General features: G+C 75.0%; 19 protein-coding genes. 8 read left to right on the top strand and 11 right to left on the bottom strand.

What is annotated here, in order from left to right; genetic code table 11:
* Positions 1-6 precede the first annotated feature (6 nt).
* The 5 genes from ABWK59_RS32260 to ABWK59_RS32240 all read left to right on the top strand — a co-directional run bounded on the left by ABWK59_RS32260 (position 7) and on the right by ABWK59_RS32240 (position 6,003).
* Positions 7-429: a VOC family protein gene (locus ABWK59_RS32260; RefSeq protein ID WP_354644207.1), complete on the top strand. Its 423-nt coding sequence runs from the start codon at positions 7-9 to the stop codon at positions 427-429.
* Between the two features lie 118 nt (positions 430-547).
* The gene (locus ABWK59_RS32255; RefSeq protein WP_354644206.1) at positions 548-1,126 is read left to right on the top strand and encodes a DUF6939 family protein; all 579 of its coding nucleotides are present in this window, start codon (positions 548-550) and stop codon (positions 1,124-1,126) included.
* A gap of 226 nt (positions 1,127-1,352) precedes the next feature.
* A complete protein-coding gene (locus tag ABWK59_RS32250) occupies positions 1,353-2,753 on the top strand; it encodes an NAD(P)/FAD-dependent oxidoreductase (RefSeq protein WP_354644205.1) in 1,401 nt (466 codons plus the stop codon).
* 79 nt (positions 2,754-2,832) lie between these two features.
* Entirely contained in the window at positions 2,833-3,417 is a 585-nt protein-coding gene (locus tag ABWK59_RS32245) for a VanZ family protein (RefSeq protein WP_354644204.1), read from the top strand.
* 312 nt (positions 3,418-3,729) lie between these two features.
* Positions 3,730-6,003 carry a M4 family metallopeptidase gene (locus ABWK59_RS32240; protein WP_354644203.1) on the top strand — a complete coding sequence of 758 codons (2,274 nt, stop codon included), beginning with the start codon at positions 3,730-3,732 and terminating at the stop codon, positions 6,001-6,003.
* Between the two features lie 85 nt (positions 6,004-6,088).
* Here the strand turns inward: ABWK59_RS32240 and ABWK59_RS32235 are convergent, their stop codons facing one another.
* Positions 6,089-6,886: a HEAT repeat domain-containing protein gene (locus ABWK59_RS32235; RefSeq protein ID WP_354644202.1), complete on the bottom strand. Its 798-nt coding sequence runs from the start codon at positions 6,884-6,886 to the stop codon at positions 6,089-6,091.
* A 124-nt stretch (positions 6,887-7,010) separates the two neighbouring features.
* Positions 7,011-8,195: a UDP-N-acetylglucosamine--N-acetylmuramyl-(pentapeptide) pyrophosphoryl-undecaprenol N-acetylglucosamine transferase gene (locus ABWK59_RS32230; protein ID WP_354644201.1), complete on the bottom strand. Its 1,185-nt coding sequence runs from the start codon at positions 8,193-8,195 to the stop codon at positions 7,011-7,013.
* Between the two features lie 124 nt (positions 8,196-8,319).
* Here ABWK59_RS32230 and ABWK59_RS32225 point away from each other — a divergent pair, with 124 nt between their 5' ends.
* Positions 8,320-8,994: a response regulator transcription factor gene (locus ABWK59_RS32225; RefSeq protein ID WP_354644200.1), complete on the top strand. Its 675-nt coding sequence runs from the start codon at positions 8,320-8,322 to the stop codon at positions 8,992-8,994.
* 34 nt (positions 8,995-9,028) lie between these two features.
* Here ABWK59_RS32225 and ABWK59_RS32220 read toward each other — a convergent pair whose 3' ends face one another.
* The 9 genes from ABWK59_RS32220 to ABWK59_RS32180 form a co-directional block, all read right to left on the bottom strand.
* On the bottom strand, positions 9,029-10,129 hold the full coding sequence (locus ABWK59_RS32220) for a sensor histidine kinase (protein WP_354644199.1): 1,101 nt from the start codon (positions 10,127-10,129) through the stop codon (positions 9,029-9,031).
* Positions 10,122-10,796 (bottom strand): response regulator transcription factor, encoded by a 675-nt coding sequence (locus tag ABWK59_RS32215; RefSeq protein ID WP_354644198.1) that lies wholly within the window; start codon positions 10,794-10,796, stop codon positions 10,122-10,124. The genes ABWK59_RS32220 and ABWK59_RS32215 overlap by 8 nt, the downstream gene beginning before the upstream one ends.
* 9 nt (positions 10,797-10,805) lie before the next feature.
* Positions 10,806-11,546, bottom strand: a complete 741-nt coding sequence (locus ABWK59_RS32210; RefSeq protein WP_354644197.1) for a VanZ family protein — start codon at positions 11,544-11,546, stop codon at positions 10,806-10,808.
* Between the two features lie 88 nt (positions 11,547-11,634).
* Complete coding sequence (locus ABWK59_RS32205) at positions 11,635-12,042, bottom strand: DUF7674 family protein (RefSeq protein ID WP_354644196.1); 408 nt, start codon at positions 12,040-12,042, stop codon at positions 11,635-11,637.
* A 50-nt stretch (positions 12,043-12,092) separates the two neighbouring features.
* A complete protein-coding gene (locus tag ABWK59_RS32200) occupies positions 12,093-13,499 on the bottom strand; it encodes a sensor histidine kinase (protein WP_354644195.1) in 1,407 nt (468 codons plus the stop codon).
* Positions 13,492-14,883 carry an ABC transporter permease gene (locus tag ABWK59_RS32195; protein WP_354644194.1) on the bottom strand — a complete coding sequence of 464 codons (1,392 nt, stop codon included), beginning with the start codon at positions 14,881-14,883 and terminating at the stop codon, positions 13,492-13,494. Before ABWK59_RS32195 ends, ABWK59_RS32200 begins: the two co-directional genes overlap by 8 nt.
* A gap of 3 nt (positions 14,884-14,886) precedes the next feature.
* Positions 14,887-15,663 (bottom strand): ABC transporter ATP-binding protein, encoded by a 777-nt coding sequence (locus ABWK59_RS32190; protein ID WP_354644193.1) that lies wholly within the window; start codon positions 15,661-15,663, stop codon positions 14,887-14,889.
* 84 nt (positions 15,664-15,747) lie between these two features.
* A complete protein-coding gene (locus ABWK59_RS32185) occupies positions 15,748-15,972 on the bottom strand; it encodes a hypothetical protein (RefSeq protein WP_354644192.1) in 225 nt (74 codons plus the stop codon).
* 77 nt (positions 15,973-16,049) lie between these two features.
* Positions 16,050-17,174 carry an ROK family protein gene (locus tag ABWK59_RS32180; RefSeq protein ID WP_354644191.1) on the bottom strand — a complete coding sequence of 375 codons (1,125 nt, stop codon included), beginning with the start codon at positions 17,172-17,174 and terminating at the stop codon, positions 16,050-16,052.
* A gap of 55 nt (positions 17,175-17,229) precedes the next feature.
* Between ABWK59_RS32180 and ABWK59_RS32175 the strand changes: the two genes are divergently transcribed.
* Both ABWK59_RS32175 and ABWK59_RS32170 read left to right on the top strand, forming a co-directional pair.
* Positions 17,230-18,429, top strand: coding sequence for a Gfo/Idh/MocA family oxidoreductase (locus ABWK59_RS32175; protein ID WP_354644190.1), 1,200 nt, complete (start codon positions 17,230-17,232; stop codon positions 18,427-18,429).
* The gene (locus tag ABWK59_RS32170) at positions 18,426-18,905 is read left to right on the top strand and encodes a heme-degrading domain-containing protein (RefSeq protein WP_354644189.1); all 480 of its coding nucleotides are present in this window, start codon (positions 18,426-18,428) and stop codon (positions 18,903-18,905) included. The genes ABWK59_RS32175 and ABWK59_RS32170 overlap by 4 nt, the downstream gene beginning before the upstream one ends.
* Positions 18,906-18,962: the final 57 nt, after the last annotated feature.

Genomic DNA, 18,962 nt, shown 5'->3' with positions numbered 1-18,962 from the left:
CGGAACTTGACGTACCACCAGCCCACCCCTCACCAGCGGCCCTCCACCGCCGTCCAGTTGAACCACACCGTCGTCTACGCCACGGACCGGCAGGCCTCCGCCTGGTTCCTCGCCGGAATCCTCGACCTCACGGTGGGCGCGCCCTTCGGGCCGTTCCTGCCCGTGGACCTCGGCAACGGCGTCACGCTCGACTACTACGAGCTGCGGGACGCGCCGGTCCAGCCCAACCACTACGCGTTCCTGGTGCCGGACGAGCAGTTCGACGCGATGATCGAGCGCCTGGAGGCCGCCCGGGTGACCTACTTCGCCGACCCCGGGCACACCGAACCCGGCCGGATCAACCGGCTGTTCGGCGGGCGCGGCGCCTACTTCGCCGACCCGGACGGCCACAATCTGGAGATCATGACGCGCCCCTACCAGCGGCCCTGAGCCACCGGCGACCTTGCGCGACCGGCGGCCCTGAGCCGGTCGACCGGAGCGGCTGGGAGCGGCGGTGTGTCAGTGGTGTGCGGGAGGCTGGGCGGTTCCACTGCGAGAGGGGCCGACCGTGCCGATCCACATCGCGAGCCGCCGCCGCTCGGCGGCCTCGCTGGCCGCCGCGTACCCGGGGGCACAGATCCTCGACGTGACCTCCCGGGGGCCCGAGCCCTGGGTGCGGCTCAGCCCCTTCTACCCGCACGGCGGGATCCCGGTGCCGTTCTCCGAGGGCGTGGTGGGCCGGTCGGTGGAGGGGATCTGGCAGGCGCTCAAGGTCTTCCCGGAGGCCGGTGTCGACCGGACGAAGCTGGAGGTCACCGCGATGAAGGGCCTGAAGCGGACGGTCCGCCGCTTCGGGCCCGTCCAGGGCCACCGCGCGGGGCTGGACGGCGAGCGCCTGCTGCCGTACGAGACCGCCCGCCGGCTGGTCTACCTGCCGTCCTACCGCTGGGTCCTGGAGCACCGGGTGGCGGATCTGGTCGAGCGGCTGCGGACGGCCGGGGACGGGGACGTCGTGCTGCTCGACTACACCACCAACGGCGACGTCGCCGACCCGTCCAGCCCGCTCTCGCACGCGGCCCTGGTGAAGCTCTTCGTCGAAGGCCGCTGGCCGTCCGAGGAGGAGGCCCCGGGGCCGCCTGCTCACTGATCCCGCGCGGGCCGGCGGAGTCGCCGACCCGGCTGGTGTCACCACCCTTCGGCCGATCGGGTGTCAGGGGTGGGCGACCGGAGGCGGTGCGCCGTCGGTGCGCCCGTGCGCCGGTGTGATGAGGGGATGGTCGGGTAGGTCGGTGGCATTGGCAATCCGCTGTATATCCGTCGGCAAGTCGGACGGTGCACAGTCGTGGGGTCGACGAGGAACGGGGGACGACGCCATGAACAACGACGGCGGGGCGAGACGGGGGCACGCGGTCGTCGCGGGAGCGGGGATCGGCGGCCTGCTGGCGGCCCGGGTGCTCAGCGAGACGTACACGAGGGTGAGCGTGATCGACCGCGACGCCCTGCCGGCGGACGGCGGTCCGCGGCGCGGGGTGCCGCAGAGCCGCCACGCGCACGGCATGCTGTCGCGCGGCTTCGAGATCCTGGAGGACCTGTTCCCGGGGCTGCGCGAGGACCTGCTGGCGCGCGGCGCCCTGGTCCGGGACGTCCAGGCGGACGTGTTCTGGGTCAACGACGGCCACCGGCTGAAGGCGGCGCCCTCAGGCCTGCCCGGACTGATGGTCAGCCGTCCCGAGCTGGAGCACTACCTGCGCACCCGGGTGTCCGCGCTGCCCGGGGTGGAGTTCCACGAGCGCTGCGAGGTGCTCGAACCGGTCGCGGACGAGGCCCGCCTCCGGGTCACCGGCGTCCGGGCGCTGCGGATGAACGCCGAGCCGCAGGTGCTGGAGACGGACCTGTTCGTGGACGCCACCGGCCGCGGCAACCGCGGCGCGACCTGGCTCCGCGGCCTCGGCTACGAGCCGGCCCCGGAGGAGCGGGTCGACTCGGGGCTGGTCTACGCCTCGCGCGAGTACCGGCGCAAGCCCGGCACGGCGGTGGCGGACGCGTACATCATCGGGGCGCAGGCCCAGGCGCCGCGCGGCGGTGTCGCGCTCAGCGCCGAGGGCGACCGCTGGCTGGTCACCCTGTTCGGCATGGGCGGGGACGTCCCGCCGGGCGACCCGGAGGGCTACCACCGGTTCGCCGAGCGGCTGCCTGCGCCCGACCTGCACCGCCTGCTGGTCCAGTTGGAGCCGCTGGGCGAGCCGAAGCTGATGCGGATCCCGGTCTCCATCCGCCGCCGCTACGAGCGGCTGGACCGCTTCCCGCAGGGCTACCTGGTGTTCGGCGACGCCCTCTGCCAGTTCAACCCCTCGTACGGGCAGGGCATGACGGTGGCCGCCTGCGAGGCGGACGCGCTGCGCGAGTGCCTCGCCGCCGGTCCCGCCGAGGACCTGGCGCGGCGGTTCTTCCGGCGGGCCGCGCGGATCACCGACGTGCCCTGGGACATGTCGGTCGGCGGCGACCTGCGGTTCCCGTTCATCGAGGGCCGCCGGACGCTGCGGGTGCGGCTGCTCAACCGGTACATCGCCCGGCTGCACCGCGCCGCCGCGCACGACGCCCTGGTGGGCCGGACCTTCCTCGGTGTGGCCAACCTGCAGGAGCCGCCGCAGCGGCTGCTCGCGCCGGGCATGCTGCTCCGCGTGCTCCGTCCCCGCCCGGCCGTCCGCCCCGCCGCCGCCGAGCGTCCGGTGGACGGCGCCCCCGCCGAGAGCCCGTCACCGGCGGCGGGCTGAGCACCGGTCCGCCGCGCCCCGGCCACCCGGGTACGGCGGCCGGAGAACCGGACGCGGGTGCGGGAGCGTCGCCACCCGTGTGATCGAAGCCGTCCTGAGTGCCTCCCCGCTGTTCTGGCCCGGTGTGCTGGGTTCGCTGCTGCTCGCCGCGCTGCTGAGCCGCCGGGCCGGCCGACTGCTGCGGGCGCACCGGGCGGTGGGCTTCCTGCTGCTGTTCGCCGTGGGCGGCGTCGTCACGCTGACCCTGCTGCCGGACGTCCGGATGTCGCTGTGGGAGAACGCCCGGTACGGCGTCCGGCAGTGCAGCTTCGACCGGGTCGCGCCGCACCCGCTGTCGGAGCTCCTGACGGCGACGCAGTCCAGCCTGAACGTCGCCCTGTTCGTCCCGCTCGGGGCGACCGCCGCCCTGGCGGGCACCTGGGGCCGGCGGATCGCCGCCGGCACCTTCGCCGCGCTGCTCCCGGTGGCCGTGGAGGCCGTGCAGTACGCGGTGCCCGCCCTCGGCCGCGCCTGCGACGGCCAGGACCTGCTGGACAACTACTTCGGCCTGGCCCTCGGCCTCCTGCTCGGCGTCCTCGCCGGCCCCCTCGGCCGCCTGGCCGTCCGCTCCACCCGCCGGCGGGCCACCCGTCCGGTCGCGCGGCGGCGGACCCTGAGGCCCTGACCGGCGGACCGCCCGTACCCGGTCCGGTGGTACGCGGTCCGCCCCCTGCCCGACCGTCAGGGACGCCCGGGGTGAGGTCCGGTGCCGATTTCCGGCCAACTCGACCCGCCCTACTGACATGTCTGCGCCAACGTGCGACCCTTCCGGGTGCGGACCGCCGTCACGACGGGTCCCCGACCACCCCGCCCCGTCGGGCGGTCCGCCACGCCCCACTGCACCGACGCACCAACGCATCTCCAGCTCGATCCGGGCAGCAATCCAGCTGTCCGGCTGTCACCGGCCCCGACCCGGGCCGCCGCAGAAGGAGTTCCGTTGATACGTTCCCCCCACAAGGTCGCGGCCGTGAGCGCCTGGATCGTCGGCGCCGCCCTGATCGCCGTCACCCTCCCCGCCGGCGCGGCGAGCGCCGAGTCCGACCGTTCCGCCCGGACCCTGACGGTCTCCGCCCAGCCCCGGGCCGGCGCGCTCGCCGCCTCGCTCAGTCCGGGCGAGCGGTCCGCGCTGCTGTCCGCGGCCGAGGCCGGTGCCGCCCGGACGGCCGCCGCCCTGCAGCTGGGCGCGCAGGAGAAGCTCCAGCCGCGCTCGGTCCTCAAGGACGCCGACGGCACCGTGCACACCCGCTACGAGCGGACCTACGCCGGACTCCCGGTCCTCGGCGGTGACCTGGTCGTCCACACCGGACCCGACGGCGCGATCACGGGCGTGAACAAGGCCACCGAGGGCCCGGTCGCGGTGGCCTCCACCACCCCGGCTCGCAGCGCCGACTCCGCCAAGAGTCTCGCTGTCGGCCGGGCCGAGGCGGTCGGCGCCAAGGAGGCGAAGGCCGACTCGGCACGGTCCGTCATCTGGGCGGCGACCGGGACGCCGGTGCTGGCCTGGGAGACCGTGGTCGGCGGTCTCCAGCCCGACGGCACTCCGAACGCCCTGCACGTCGTCACCGACGCCACCACCGGCGAGAAGCTCTTCGAGTACCAGGCCATCGAGACCGGCACCGGAACCGGCCAGTACAACGGCCAGGTGACCATCGGCACCACCAAGTCCGGTACCAGCTGGACGATGACGGACGGCGGCCGCGGCAACCACAAGACCTACGACCTCAACGGGGGGACCTCCGGCACCGGCACGCTGTACACCGACCCGGACGACGTCTGGGGCACCGGCCAGCAGAGCAACCGTCAGACCGCCGGCGTCGACGCCGCCTACGGCGCCCAGGCGACCTGGGACTACTACAAGGACGTCCACGGCCGCAGCGGCATCAAGGGCGACGGCGTCGGCGCCTACAGCCGCGTGCACTACGGCAACGCCTACGTGAACGCGTTCTGGGACGACTCCTGCTTCTGCATGACCTACGGCGACGGCTCGGCCAACAACAACCCGCTGACCTCGCTGGACGTCGCCGCCCACGAGATGTCCCACGGCGTCACCGCGGCCACCGCCAAGCTGGTCTACAGCGGCGAGTCCGGCGGCCTCAACGAGGCCACCTCCGACATCATGGCCGCGGCCGTGGAGTTCCACGTCAACTCGGCCGCCGACCCCGGCGACTACCTGGTCGGCGAGAAGATCAACATCTTCGGCGACGGCAAGCCGCTGCGCTACATGGACAAGCCCTCCAAGGACGGCAAGTCCAAGGACTCCTGGTACTCCGGCATCGGGTCGATCGACGTCCACTACTCCTCCGGCCCGGCCAACCACTGGTTCTACCTGGCCTCCGAGGGCAGCGGACCCAAGGTGGTCAACGGCGTCTCGTACGACAGCCCCACCGCCGACAACCAGCCCGTCACCCCGATCGGCCGCGACGCGGCGGAGCGCATCTGGTACCGCGCGCTCTCCACGTACATGACCTCCACCACCAACTACGCCGCCGCCCGCACCGCCACCCTCCAGGCCGCGGCCGACCTCTACGGCGCGAACAGCGCCACCTACATCAACACCGCCAACGCCTGGGCCGGCATCGCGGTCGGCAGCCGGATCGCCAACGGCGTCTCGGTGACCAACCCCGGCACCCAGAACAGCGTGGTGGACAAGGCGGCCAGCCTCCAGGTCCAGGCCACCAGCACCAACCCGGGCGCCCTCTCGTACGCGGCCACCGGGCTGCCGGCCGGCCTGTCGATCAACGCCTCCACCGGCCTGATCTCCGGCACGCCCACCGCGCTCGGGAGCAGCAGTGTGACGGTGACGGTGACCGACACCGCCGGTTCCACCTCCACGGCGACGTTCACCTGGAACGTGGTCTCCGCGATCACCACCTTCGAGAACACCGCCGACGTCCAGATCCCCGACCACGGCGCGGCCGTCTACTCGGACATCCCGGTCAGCGGGATGTCCGGCAACGCGCCCGGCACCCTCAAGGTGGACGTCGACATCAAGCACACCTGGCGCGGTGACCTGACCGTGGACCTGGTCGCCCCCGACGGCACCGCCTACCGGCTCAAGGACGCCAACATCAGCGACTCCGCGGACGACGTGGTCGCCACCTACACGGTGAACGCCTCCAGCGAGACCGCCAACGGCACCTGGCGGCTCAAGGTCCAGGACATGTACTCCTTCGACACCGGCTACATCAACGGCTGGAAGCTCACCTTCTGATCGGCTCTCCGCCCGGTGAGGGGCCCGCGCCCACGGCGCGGGCCCCTCCCGTCGCCCTGGACCCGATCGTTGAAGACGGGCAGACCTAGGAACGCATGACCTCCACGGCCTCGCGGACGTCCTCGGCCGGATCGGTGGCGAGGCCGTCGAGGAGGGCGGGGACGCCGGGCGTGGTCCAGCGGCCGATCGCCCAGACCAGGGCCTCGCGGACATCCGGGTCGGGGTGGGCGGCCAGGCGGGCCAGGCGGTCGACCGGGCCGCGGCGGCGGAAGCCGAACCAGTGCAGGAGGTCCCGCAGCACCGCCGGATCTCCAGGCTCGCCGGCGGCGTCCAGCCGGGCCAGCAGCACCCGCGGCGGGGGCGGCGGTCCGTCCAGCGGGTGCGGCAGCCGCTCCCGCATCCGCCGGCCGCCGTACTCGCCGCGGACCCGGCAGCCGTAGCAGGTGCACGGACGGCGGCCGTGGGCGTCGGGCATGTAGCGCCAGCCGGCCACCTGCGGGGCGCTGCGGATCCGGTGCACCTCGCGCGGCGTGACGGCCCGCGGCAGGAACACCTCCCACCCGCGCGGATCCTCCAGCGTCGCGATCCGCCGGACGGCCTCCGCCGCCGGGACCTCCCGCTGGGCCCCGCGGGACCGGTCCCCGTACCGGCCGACCAGCACCGGCTGCGCGTCGTCCAGCCGGAGGTGGACCGCGACCATCCCGCCCCGGTTGCCGTGCCGGGCCAGCTCGCGCAGCCACTGGTGGGTGAGGGTGTGCGAGCGCAGCACCGGGAAGCAGTACACCCCGCGCAGCCCGCCCTGCCCGTGGCTGTCCGCCCGGACGCCGGCCCGTCGGATCCGCGGGGTGTTGGCCGCCGAGGTGAGGTGAACGAACATCGCCATGGGAGGGGATGGTAGAGGCCGACCGGTACGGCCGGCGCGGCCGCCCCGGAAGCTGAGCCGTCCTCAGGACCGCGTGGCGCCCGGTTCCGAGCGCACTCCGTGCGCGATGCTCCGTGCGTGGCGCTCAGCGGGCGGCCGCCTCCAGCAGGACGTCCACGAGTCGCTCGGCCGCGTCCGGGCGACCGTGCCGGCGGGCCTGCTGCGCCATGTCGGCCCGTCGGGCCGGCTCGGCCAGCAGCGGTGCGACGGCCTCGCGGAGCGCGGTGGCGGTCACCTCGCCGGTGAGGGCGACGGCGGCACCGGCGTCCTGGAGATGCCGGGCGTTGTGGGCCTGTTCGTTCCCGGCCGAGCTGGCGAGCGGGACGAAGACGGCGGCCTTGCCGAGTGCGGTGAGTTCGGCGAGGGTGCCGGCGCCGCTGCGGGAGACCACCACGTCGGCCAGGGCGAGGAGGTCGGGCAGCTCGGAGCCGACGTAGCCGGTGAGCAGGTACCGGTCGGCCAGGTCCGCGGGGAGCCCCGCAGCCCGCTCGCGCAGGCCCGCCTCGTTCGCCGGTCCGCACTGGTGGACCACGTTCGCGCAGGTCAGCAGCCAGGGCAGGATCTCGGCGACCAGGGTGTTGATCTGGGCCGAGCCCTGCGCGCCACCGGTCACGTAGACGGTCGGCAGGCGGCGGTCGAAGCGGTGCAGCCCCAGCGCCGCGACCGCCTTGTCCGCGCTCCCCGCCAGGACCTCGGGCCGGACCGGGTTGCCGGTGACCGCCGCGGTCGGCCGGGCCGACTCCGGCAGCAGCGGCAGCGTCGAGGGCGAGGACACCGCGACCCGGGCCGCCACCCTGGCCAGGACCTTGTTGGCGAGCCCGAGCCGGACCGTCTGCTCGTGGACCACCAGCGGCCGCCGGCACGCCTTCGCGGCCAGCCCCACCGGCACGGCGACGTACCCGCCGGTGGCGAGGACCACGTCCGGCTGGTAGCGGGAGATCAGGGCACGGGCCTGGAAGGCGCCGAGCGGCACCCGGGCCATGTCCCGGACGTTCGCGGGCGACACCAGCTTCAGCGGGTTGGCGGAGCGGCGGATCTTCCCGGTCGCCACCGGCTCGAAGCGGATCCCCTCGGCGGGAGCCACCCGCGCCTCCAGCCCGTTCGCGGTCCCGATCCACAGGACGTCCAGCGCCCGGCCCTCGGCCGCGAGGCGGGCCTGCAGCGTGCGGACGGCCGTCAGCGCCGGATAGGTGTGCCCGCCGGTACCACCACCGGTGACGACCAGTCGGAAGGGCGTCCCCGAAGGCTGGACGGAGGCAGGGCGGTTCACGAGGGCTCCTGATCGGTCTGCGGCACGAACGATCCGGACGATATCAAGGCACCTCCCGTTGCCGATGCCGCCGGGGAGGCACCGGGGTGCCGGTGTGGCCGGACCGGTGTCCGACAATAGGGGCATGACTGATCGTCCACTGCGCGTCGCCCTGGCCGAGGACTCCGTGATCCTGCGGGAGGGGATGGCCGAGTTGCTGGCGGCCCGCGGGTGCGAGGTGGTGGCGACGGTCGGCGACGCCGAGGGGCTGCTGGCGGCCGTCGTGGTGCACGGGCCGGACGTGGCGGTGGTCGACGTGCGGATGCCTCCCACCTTCACCGACGAGGGGATCCGCGCGGCACTCCGGCTGCGTGAACTCCGGCCGGGCACGGGGGTGCTGGTCTTCTCGCAGCAGGTGGAGAGCGCCTGGGCGGAGCGGCTGATGGAGGGCGGGGCGGCCGGGGTGGGGTACCTGTTGAAGGAACGGGTCGCCCGGACCTCCGAGCTGGTGGAGGCTCTGCACCGGGTCGCGGAGGGTGGCACGGTCCTGGATCCGGAGATCGTCGGGGCCCTGCTCCCCCGGGCCGGACGCCGCCGCAGCCCGCTGGAGGCGCTCACCCCGCGCGAGTCGGAGGTGCTGGCGCTGCTGGCGGAGGGGTGTTCCAACCGCGCCGTCGCGGAGCGGCTGGTGGTCACCGAGCGGGCGGTGGAGAAGCACGTCGCCTCGGTGTTCGCCAAGCTCGGCCTGGAGGCGACCGGCGCGGACAACCGCCGGGTGAAGGCCGTCCTGGCCTACCTGGCGGAGGGCGCCGCGCGGTAGGCCGTGTTCGTCGCTGCGCCCCCGTGTTCCTCGATCAGTGGGCCTCCCGGGTCGCGGACGGCATGCCGGGGAGCCGGACGGTGACGAGGAGACCGCCGTCCGGGCGGGGTGCGAGGTCGAGGGTCCCGTCGTGGGCGCGGACGATGCTCTCCACGATGGCCAGGCCGAGACCGACGCCGGCGTGCTCGTCGGTGCGGGCGCGTTCCGTCCCGCGCTGGAAGGGTTCGGTGAGGGTCGGTACCAGGTCCGCGGGCACGGGACGGCCGGTGTTCTCGACCCGCAGCACGCTGGTGTCGCCGTACGCCTCGGTGTGGACCGTCACGGTGCCGCCGGTGGGGAGGTTGTGGACGACGGCGTTCTGGACGAGGTTGGTCGCCATCCGCAGCAGGAGCTCCGCGGAGCCGCTGGTCCGGGCCGCCCCGCCGGTGACGTCGAGCGTGATCCGGCGCTGTTCGGCGAGCGGGAGCAGCGTTTCGGCGGCCTCCTCGGCGATGAGGGAGAGGTCGACGTTCGCCCGGGTGAAGGCGCCGCGGTCGCTGCGGCTGAGCAGCAGGAGGGCCTCGGTGAGGTCGATCGCCCGGGTGTTGACGACATCCAGGCGTTCGATGAGTTCGGTCCGGTCGCGGGTGGGGTCCTTGCGGGCGACGTCGAGGAGCGTCCGCGAGATCGCCAGCGGGGTGCGCAGCTCGTGGGAGGCGTTCGCGGCGAACCTCTGCTGCTCGGCGACGTGGGACTCGAGCTGGTCGAGCATCGAGTCGAAGGTGTCGGAAAGCTCCCGGAACTCGTCCTGGCGGCCCGTCATGCGGATCCGGTGGGACAGCGACCCGTTCCCGGCCAGCCGGGCCGCATCCGTGATCCGGGTGAGCGGCGCGAGCATCCGGCCGGCGAGGATCCATCCCCCGACGAGGCCGAACACGAGCAGGAAGGCCATCGCCACGGCCGCGGCGGGGGCGAAGGTGCGGACCAGGAGGTAGCGGTTGGGCGAGATCCCGAGCAGGCCCTGGGGGGTGTCGGGGACGTAGCGCAGCAGGAATCCCCAGACCACGGCCAGCAGGAGGGCGCCGGCGACGGCGAGGAACGCGGCGTAGCTGAGGGTGAGTTTCAGGCGGACGCTGAGCCCCGGGCGTCTAGGCATGCGGACGGCCGGTGTCGATGCGGTAGCCGACGCCGGGGACCGTGGCGATGACCCAGGGCTCGCCGAGCCGTTTGCGCAGGGCTGAGACGGTGATCCGCACGGCGTTGGTGAGGGGGTCGGCGTTCTCGTCCCAGGCCCGTTCCAGCAGTTCCTCGGCGCTGACGACCCCGCCCTCGGCGGCGACGAGGACCTCCAGTACGGCGAACTGCTTGCGGGTGAGCGCCACGTAGCGTCCGTCGCGGAACACCTCCCGGCGGAAGGGGTCGAGCCGCAGTCCGGCGATCTCGCGGACCGGGGGCCGGGCGTACGCGCGTCGGCGGTCGAGCGCCCGCAGCCGCAGGACCAGCTCCCGCAGCTCGAACGGTTTGGTGAGGTAGTCGTCGGCGCCGAGCCCGAACCCGGACGCCTTGTCGTCGATCCGGTCGGCGGCGGTGAGCATGAGGATCGGGATGCCGCTGCCGGAGGCGACGATCCGCCGGGCGACCTCGTCGCCGGAGGGGCCGGGGATGTCGCGGTCGAGGACCGCCAGGTCGTAGGAGTGGACGCTGAGCAGTTCCAGGGCGGTGTCGCCGTCGCCGGCGATGTCGGCGGCGATCGCCTCCAGCCGCAGACCGTCCCGGACGGCCTCGGCCAGGTAGGGCTCGTCCTCCACGATCAGTACGCGCATGCCCGAAGCCTAAGACCGGCCGGCAATCGGGCGACTCTGCCGGTCGGTCCGAGCAGCACGGCGTACCGCCGACGTATCCGAGGGCGCCTGGGCCGCGGTGCGCCACCAGCGGCGGGACGCCAGCCCGGCCAGTACGGCGCCGGCGGCGTTGACCAGCACGTCGTCCACGGAGGACACCCGGTCCAGCCGCAGGACGTACTGCGCGGTCTCGACCAGGACCGAGCAGCCCGCCCCGAGCGCCAGGATCCGCGGGACGGAGGCCAGCGCCGCGAACCGCATCGGGGCGAAGAACCCCAGCGCCGCGAACACCAGCAGGTTGCCGACCGTCCCGAGCGGCCCCATGGTGGCCAGGTCCCGCAGCGGCACCAGGCTCACCCGGCCCGGGACGGTGCCGGCCCCGGCGCCCGGCATCATGGTCATCCAGAGGAACGGCACCGTCCCGTGGACCATGCCCACCTCGGCCAGCGACATCCGCCACGGCGAGGCGACGCCGGCGGCCCGGCGACGGCGCGCCAGTGCCCCCACCACCAGCAGAGCCAACGGCAGCGCCACCAGCGTCATCAGCACCACGCCGTTGAACGTGTCGAAGCAGCCGTGCCACCGCCCGGCCATGCACCGCGGAGCGGACATCATGAGCGGCCGCCGCAGGACGACCGCGGCACCCGCCACCCCGGCGACCGCCAGCCCGGGGAGCAGGATCCGGCGCAGACGGCGGGGCGGCGGCGCTGACAGGGGTGCGGTGGAGGTCACGCCCCCAGGGAACACGGAGAGCCGTCGCGGTGGCGTATGCGATTTTCGATACACCCGCGATACACGGAGCTCCCGCCGCAGGCCGGGGTCAGTGCATCCAGGCGGGGCCGGTGGTGCCGGTGAAGTCGTTCCAGGCGCGGCAGTGGGCGCGGGATTCCGGGCCCATGGCCAGCCGGACGAGGTCGAGGTCGAAGCCCTCGTCGCCCGCGTTCAGCAGGGCCTCGAAGAAGCCGGTGGCCACGGCGGTGCCGTCCTCCTCGCTGCCCTGTACCTGGATCTCCTCCAGGAGTCGGAACAACTGCCGGATCTGCTCCGGGGTGAACTGCTCCGTGTGCTCGGTGAACGTCGTCGCCAGGTGTCCCAGTCGGAGGGTCAGCGGCGGGACATCGTCCTCGGCCTCCGCTTCGGCCTCCTCCGCCGGGCCTCGCCAGCGCTCGACCTCGGCACGGTCGGCATCCGCCAGACCGTGCTGACGCCGACCAGTTCCTCCCACCACGACGGGGTCGCCACCTGTTTCCTCCCGGGTCCGAGCAGGGCTGGGGAACGTCAGATGGTAGCCGGGAGCGTGGCGGTGACGGTGGTCGGGCCGCCGGGTGGGCTGTCGATGTGGAGGGTGCCGTCCACGGCGGCCAGCCGTTCCCGCAGGCCGGCCAGGCCGCCGCCGGGGCCGGCGGTCGCTCCGCCGCGTCCGTCGTCGCGGACGGTGAGCCGTACCCGGCGGCGGTCGGCGGTGAGGTCGACGGCGGCCTCGCGGGCGTCGCTGTGCTTGGCGATGTTGGTGAGGAGTTCGGCGAGGCAGAAGTAGACGGCGCGTTCGATCGCCGGGTCCGGGCGATGGCGCAGGTCGAGTCCGGTGCGGACGGGCACGCCCGCGGCGGCGGTGAGCGCCGGAAGGGCGGCCCCCAGGCCGCTGTCCAGCGCCACGGGGTGGATGCCGCGGGTGAGCCGGCGCAGTCCGGCGATGGCGTCGTCGGTCTGGCGGCGGGCCCGGACGAGCAGGGTGCGCAGGCGTTCGGCCTCGGGGACGGACGCGGCAGCCGACGCGGCAGCCGACGCGGGGGCCGACGCGGGCGGCTCGGTACCGGCGGTGAGGGCGTCGTCGGCCAGCGAGAGGGTGATGGCGATGGCCACCAGTTCGGCCTGGGTGCCGTCGTGCAGGTCGCGTTCCAGTCGGCGGAGGTGCTCGGTGTTGTCGGCGAGGAGGGTGCTGCGGGCCTTCTCCAGGGCGGCCACCCGGGTCTCGGTCCCGGCGGGGCCGAGGAGGCGGCGGGCGAGGAACCGGTTGAGGGCGGCGGTGGCGCGGATCGCCGTCGGAGTGAGGGCCAGCAGCGCCGTCCCGAGCAGCATGCCGGCGGCGGTGAGCGCGACGGGTACCGGGTCGGCGGGTTCCAGCAGCCGGTGCCAGAGCGGGAATCCGGCCGCCCAGAGGCCGAGGAGCGGTTGGGCGGTGGCCGCGGCGAGGGTCAGGACGCCCACCGGCAGCCGCAGGCCGAGGTAGAGCATGGCGCGCCAGCCGACCGGGTCGGTGAGGGACGACTGTACCCAGGGGATCAGGCCGCCGGCGGGCGCGGGGGCGGCGGGGGCGGTGACCGGCTCGCCGAGCAGCCGGGACACCAGGCGGCGGTGCGGGCCGGCGAGTACCCGGGCTCCCCGCAGGGCGCCCGCCAGCAGCGGCAGGCCGAGCAGGGTCGGCGAGAGCAGCGTCCCGGCGTAGAGGGCGGCCAGCACGTACCCGCCACACAGGACGGCGAGCGGCAGTCCGGCGATCGCGAAGGCCAGGTCGCCGGCCCGGACCCGTGGTCGCGGCAGCCGTCGGCCCGGACCGTCCCCGGGCCGGGGGTCCGTCGGCCGCGCACCCCCGGACGCCTCGGGAAGCCCGTCGGACGTACCGTCAACCGGCGTGCCGTCCACCCGCCCCGTGCCGTCCAACCGCTCTGTGCCGAGGTCAGTCACGGCGGCCGCCGGTGAGCCGGTCGACGGCCGGGCCGGCGGTGGCGCGGAGGCCGGCCAGCAGGATGCCGGGGGCGGTGAGGAGCAGGGCGGTGGCGGCGATCCGGCCAAAGCCCGCCCAGGGGACGGCCGGGGCGGCGGTGCCGGTGAGGGCGTGGGCGAAGGCGGCGGTGGCGGTCCAGGCCACGGCGGCCCCGAGGAGGACGCCGATCGCCGTGGTGAGCAGGGCTTCGACGGTCAGCATCCGGGCGATTTGGCGGCGGGTGGCGCCGACCAGGGCGAGCAGGGCGAACTCCCGGCGCCGGTCGGCGGTGAGGGCGGCCAGGGTGTTGACGGTGGCCACGGCGGTGAAGCCGGCCAGCAGGCCGGTCTCGGCCTGCCGCAGCCAGACGTCGCCGGGCGAGGTCACCGTCGCCAGTCCGGCGGCGGCGGCCCGGCCCTGGAGGTGGTGCTCGACGGTTCGGGTCATGAGCAGCATGGTGCCCGAGAACCCGGTGAGCAGGGTGATTGGTACGACCGCCGCGGACAGCCGATGGGCGTGGCCGCGGAGGTTGGCGGCGGCGAGCCAGCCCGCCCGGGGTGCGGCCAGCCGGGCCGGCGGGCCGAGGAGGGCGGCCAGCGCGCGGGCCAGGGCGGGCCCGCAGAGGGCGAGTCCGGCGAGCAGGAGGAGGGTCACCAGCAGGGTGGCCTGCCCGGCCTTCTCGGCCGGCTGCCTCGCGATCACCGTGCAGAGCACTCCGCCGCCGGCGAGGACGATCAGGCCGAGGGCGGTCCGGGCGAGACCGGCCCGGCTGCCGCGGTCGGCGGTTCCGGTGGTGCTCTCGGCGAGGGCCGCCGCGGGGGCGGTCCGGGTGATCCGGCGGGCGGCGAGGGCGGTGGCGGCGAGCGCGACCAGCAGCGCGAGCAGCGCGGATCCGGCCGCGACCGGGAGGGTGAGGCGGGCGTGCAGGCCGGCCGGGGCCATCCGCCGGGCGGTGAGTTCGCCGAGGAACCACCGGGCACCGGCGGTGCCGGCCGCCCAGCCCGCGGGGGCCGCGACGGCCGTGAGCAGGACGGTCTGACGGCGTACCAGGGCGCGGATCTGCCGGGGGGTGGCGGCGACCGTGCGCAGCAGGGTCAGTTCCCGGTGCTGCTGGCGGACGGCGTACCCGAGGGCGTTGACCAGGACGAAGAAGGCGACCAGCACGGCGATCTCGCCGAACGCGGCGGCGATCACCAGGAGGCCGGGTCCGGTTTCGGCGCGGCCGGTGCCGGGTGGGGCGGCCTGCCGGGCGGCGGCGAGGGTGCCGAACAGGGTGAGGGCGCCGACGGCGGTCACGAGGGCGGTGGCGACGCCGGCGAAGGCGGCCGGGCGCAGGCGGAGTTGTCCGAGGGCCGGTCCGATCACGGGTCAGCCCCCCAGCCGGGCGAGGCGGTCGGTGACGGTGGCGGCGGTGGGCCGGTCGAGGTCGTCGACGATCCGGCCGTCGGCGAGGAGCAGGACGCGGTCCGCGTACCCGGCGGCGACCGGGTCGTGGGTGACCATGACGCAGGTCCGGCCGTCCTGGTCGACGCCTTCCCGGAGCAGGGCGAGGATCTGGTGGCCGGTGGTGCGGTCGAGGGCGCCGGTGGGTTCGTCGGCGAAGAGGACGGCGGGGCGGGCGGCGAGGGCCCGGGCGATGGCGACGCGCTGCTGCTGGCCGCCGGAGAGCTGTCCGGGGCGGTGCCGTTCGCGGCCGGCGAGGCCGACCCGGGCGAGGGCGTCGGTGATGCGGGTCCGGTCGGTGCGGACGCCGGCGAGGCGGCCGGGAAGGGCGATGTTCTGGGCCACCGTCATGGCGGGCATCAGGTTGAAGGACTGGAAGACGAATCCGACGCGCTCGCGGCGCACGACGGCGAGGCGGCGTTCGGGGAGCCGGGCGATCGGGGTGTCGCCCCAGTGGACCTCGCCGCGGGTCGGGCGGTCCATGCCGGCGAGGCAGTGCAGCAGGGTGGTCTTGCCGGAGCCGGAGGGGCCCATGACGGCGGTGAAGGTGCCGGCCGCGAGGTCCAGGTCCACACCGCGCAGGGCGTGGACGGCGCCGGCGCCGCGTCCGTAGGTGCGGTGGAGGTCGCGGGCGCGGACGGCGGGTGCCGCGGGGTCGGGGTGGTGGACCGGTGATGCCGGCCGGGCGGTGGTGGTGTCCATGGCTTTCATCCTCGGGCGGCGGCCGCGCCGGGACGATCGTGCGGCCACCCGGGTCCGGGGTGGGGAAAACCGAACCCCCTCGGCTCAGGGGTTGCGCAGGAAGCCGTGCAGGAAGGAGCGGACGACCCACGCGAGGAAGCGGTAGACCTCCAGCGCGCCGAGGATGCCGAGGGTGACGGCGCAGGCGACCAGGACGCCCGCGGCGACGAGTCCGCCGAGGCGCGGGAGTGCGCGCTCGGCCCGTCCGGTGTCCTGTCCGTCGTCCTCGTGCCAGTGCCCGGTGTCCATCGCCACCCCGGGGCCGAGCATGCCCGGCCGTCCGCCCGCCGACACCACCGCGCGGCGCTCGGGAGCGGCGGTCGGGCTCGGGTACGGCGGTCGGGCGCTCAGGTGCGGCGGTCGAACAGCGGGGCGAGGACGAGTTCGGCCGCGCCGGCGGCGACCGCGAGCGGGCCGTAGGTGCTGACGGCGACGGGGACGGCCGGCCAGGCCGGGTCGGGGATGCGTTCGGCCAGTTGCCGGGCGACGCCGGCGAGGTAGGTGTCGGGGGCGGCGAGGACGGCGCGGCCGCCGAGCACCACCTGGTCGATGTCGAGCAGCCGGACCAGGTTGGCCACGCCGATGCCGAGCAGCCGGGCGGCCTCGGGGTGGTCGTCCCGGTCGAGCGCCTCCAGGCAGAGGGCCTCCAGGCAGCCGCGGTTGCCGCAGGTGCAGAGCGGGCCGTCGATCCGGACGGTCTGGTGGCCGAACTCGCCGGCGTTGGTGCGGCTGCCCCGGTACACCAGGCCGCCGAGCAGGAGGCCGGCGCCGAGGCCGCCGGCGAGGTGGATGTAGGCGAGGCCGCCGCCGGGGCGGGGCAGCAGGGCGGTCTCGGCGAGGGCGGCGGTGTTGGTGTCCTTGTCGACGACCACGGGCAGGCCGTCCAGCTCGGCGGCGAGGGCCTCGCGGAGCGGGAAGTCCGCCCAGAGCGCGGAGGCCCCGGGGGTGGCGGCGGCGAACCAGTGCAGCACCCCGGCGGTGTGGTCGAGCGGGCCGCGGCAGCCGACCCCGACGCCGAGCAGCCGGGCGCCGGCGGGTGCGGCGGCGAGGGCGCCGCGGACCCGGTCGGCGACCAGGCGGACGGCTCCGGCCGGGGTGATCGCCGGGTCGACGGTCTCGGTGTGCCGGTGGCGGGTGGCGCCGGCCAGGTCGACCAGGACCACGCTGAGCTCGTCGCGGTCCAGGTGGACGCCGACCGCGCAGCCCGCCTCCGGACGCAGCCTCAGCAGGGTGGCGGGCTTGCCGCCGGTGGAGGCGGCGTGGCCGGCCTCCTCGACGGTTCCCTCGGCCAGCAGGCGGGCGGTGATCTTTCCGATGGCCTGCGGGGTGAGGCCGGTGCGGGCGGCGAGTTCGCCGCGGCTGCTGCCGGCGGGTGCGGCCCTGAGCAGGCCGAGGACCAGGGCGGCGTTGTGGTCGCGCAGTCCGGCCAGATTGGTTCCGGTGCGGGTCGAGCCGGATCGCGGGGTGGTCATGGCGTTCATTCTGCCTGCCCTTGCACTTAGGAAACAGTGTTGTTTAACTGGATCCATGACCACCGAACGCCCCGCACTCAGGGTCGGGCTGGTCGGCTACGGCCTGGCCGGTGCCGCCTTCCACGCCCCGCTGATCGCCACGACCCCGGGCCTGCGGCTGGACGCCGTCGTCACGGCGGATCCCGAGCGCCGCGAGCAGCTGCGCCGGGACCACCCGGACGCCCGCGTCCTCGCCACGGCCGAGGAGCTGCTGGCCGGCCCCGGGGCGCTCGACCTGATCGTGATCGCCTCTCCCAACCGCACCCACGTGCCACTGGCCCGCGCCGCCCTGGAGGCCGGGCTGCCCGTGGTGGTCGACAAGCCGCTCGCCGCCGGCGCGGCCGAGGCCGCCGCCCTGGCCGACCTGGCCGAGGCCCGCGGCCTGATGCTGACGGTGTTCCAGAACCGGCGCTGGGACTCCGACTTCCTCACCGCCCGCCGCCTGATCGCCGAGGGCGACCTGGGGACGGTCCACCGCTTCGAGTCCCGGTTCGAGCGCTGGCGCCCGGAGCCCAAGAGCGGCTGGCGGGAGTCGGCCGAACCGGTCGACGCCGGCGGCATCCTCTACGACCTCGGCAGCCACCTGGTCGACCAGGCGCTGACCCTGTTCGGCCCGGCCGTCCGGGTCTACGCCGAGGTGGACATCCGGCGCCGCGAGGCCCGGGTCGACGACGACGCCTTCATCGCCCTCACCCACGCGAGCGGCGTCCGCTCCCACCTGTGGATGGGCGCCCTCACCGCCCAGCCCGGCCCGCGCCTGCGGGTCCTCGGCGACCAGTCGGCGTACGTCACGCACGGCATGGACCCGCAGGAGGACGCGCTGCGCGCCGGCCAGCGCCCCGGCCCCGCCTGGGGCGAGGAGCCCGAGGACCAGTGGGGGCTGCTCGGCACCACCGACGCCACCGCGCTCTACCCCTCGCTCTCCGGCGACTACCCGGCGTTCTACCAGGGCGTGGAGCGTGCGCTGCGCGAGGGCGTGGCGCCGCCGGTCGACCCGCGGGACGCCGTCGCCTCGCTCATCGTGCTGGAGGCCGCCCGGCGCTCGGCGGAGGAGGGCCGGAGCGTCTCGCTGCCCCTGGAGGTCCCGGTGGCGGGGGACGCGCCGACCGTCGCGCCGGTGCCGACCGCGCCGTCCGTGTCGTCTATGCCGTCCGTGTCGTCTATGCCGTCCGTGCCGGACAGCCGGGTGCCGCAGCAGGCGGAGGTCACGGCGTGACGCCCGAGGAGATCGAGAAGCTCGTCCGGCGGATCGAGGACGAGGAGCGCCGGCTGGTCCTCCCCCACTTCGACAACGAGGACGCCTGGCGGCTCGGCACCCTGCTGGTGGAGCTGGCCCGCGAGGGCGGCGCCCCGGTCACCGTCGACATCCGGCGCAACGGCCAGCAGCTGTTCCACTACGCGCTGCCCGGCACCTCCGCCGACAACGACGCGTGGATCCGGCGCAAGACCCGGACGGTGGACCGCTACGGCGCCTCCTCCTACCTGGTCGGGCTCCGTTTCGCGGCCAAGGGCGAGACCTTCGAGGCCAAGTCCCGGCTCGACCCCGACACCTACGCCGCCCACGGGGGCGCCTTCCCGATCACCGTCCGGGGCACCGGCACCGTCGGCACGGTGGCCGTCTCCGGCCTCCCGCAGGCCGAGGACCACCGCCTGGTCGTCACCGCCCTGGAACGTTTCCTCGCCGAGGTCTGAGCCGCCCCGACTGCCGGTCCGCCACCATCTCCCCCGGTGGCGGGCCGGCCTTTTCGC

The sequence above is a fragment of the Kitasatospora sp. HUAS MG31 genome, from assembly GCF_040571325.1.
Classification (GTDB): domain Bacteria; phylum Actinomycetota; class Actinomycetes; order Streptomycetales; family Streptomycetaceae; genus Kitasatospora; species Kitasatospora camelliae.
The sequence above is the reverse complement of the archived record's forward strand: the minus strand, read 5'-3'. Positions and strand labels throughout refer to the sequence as shown.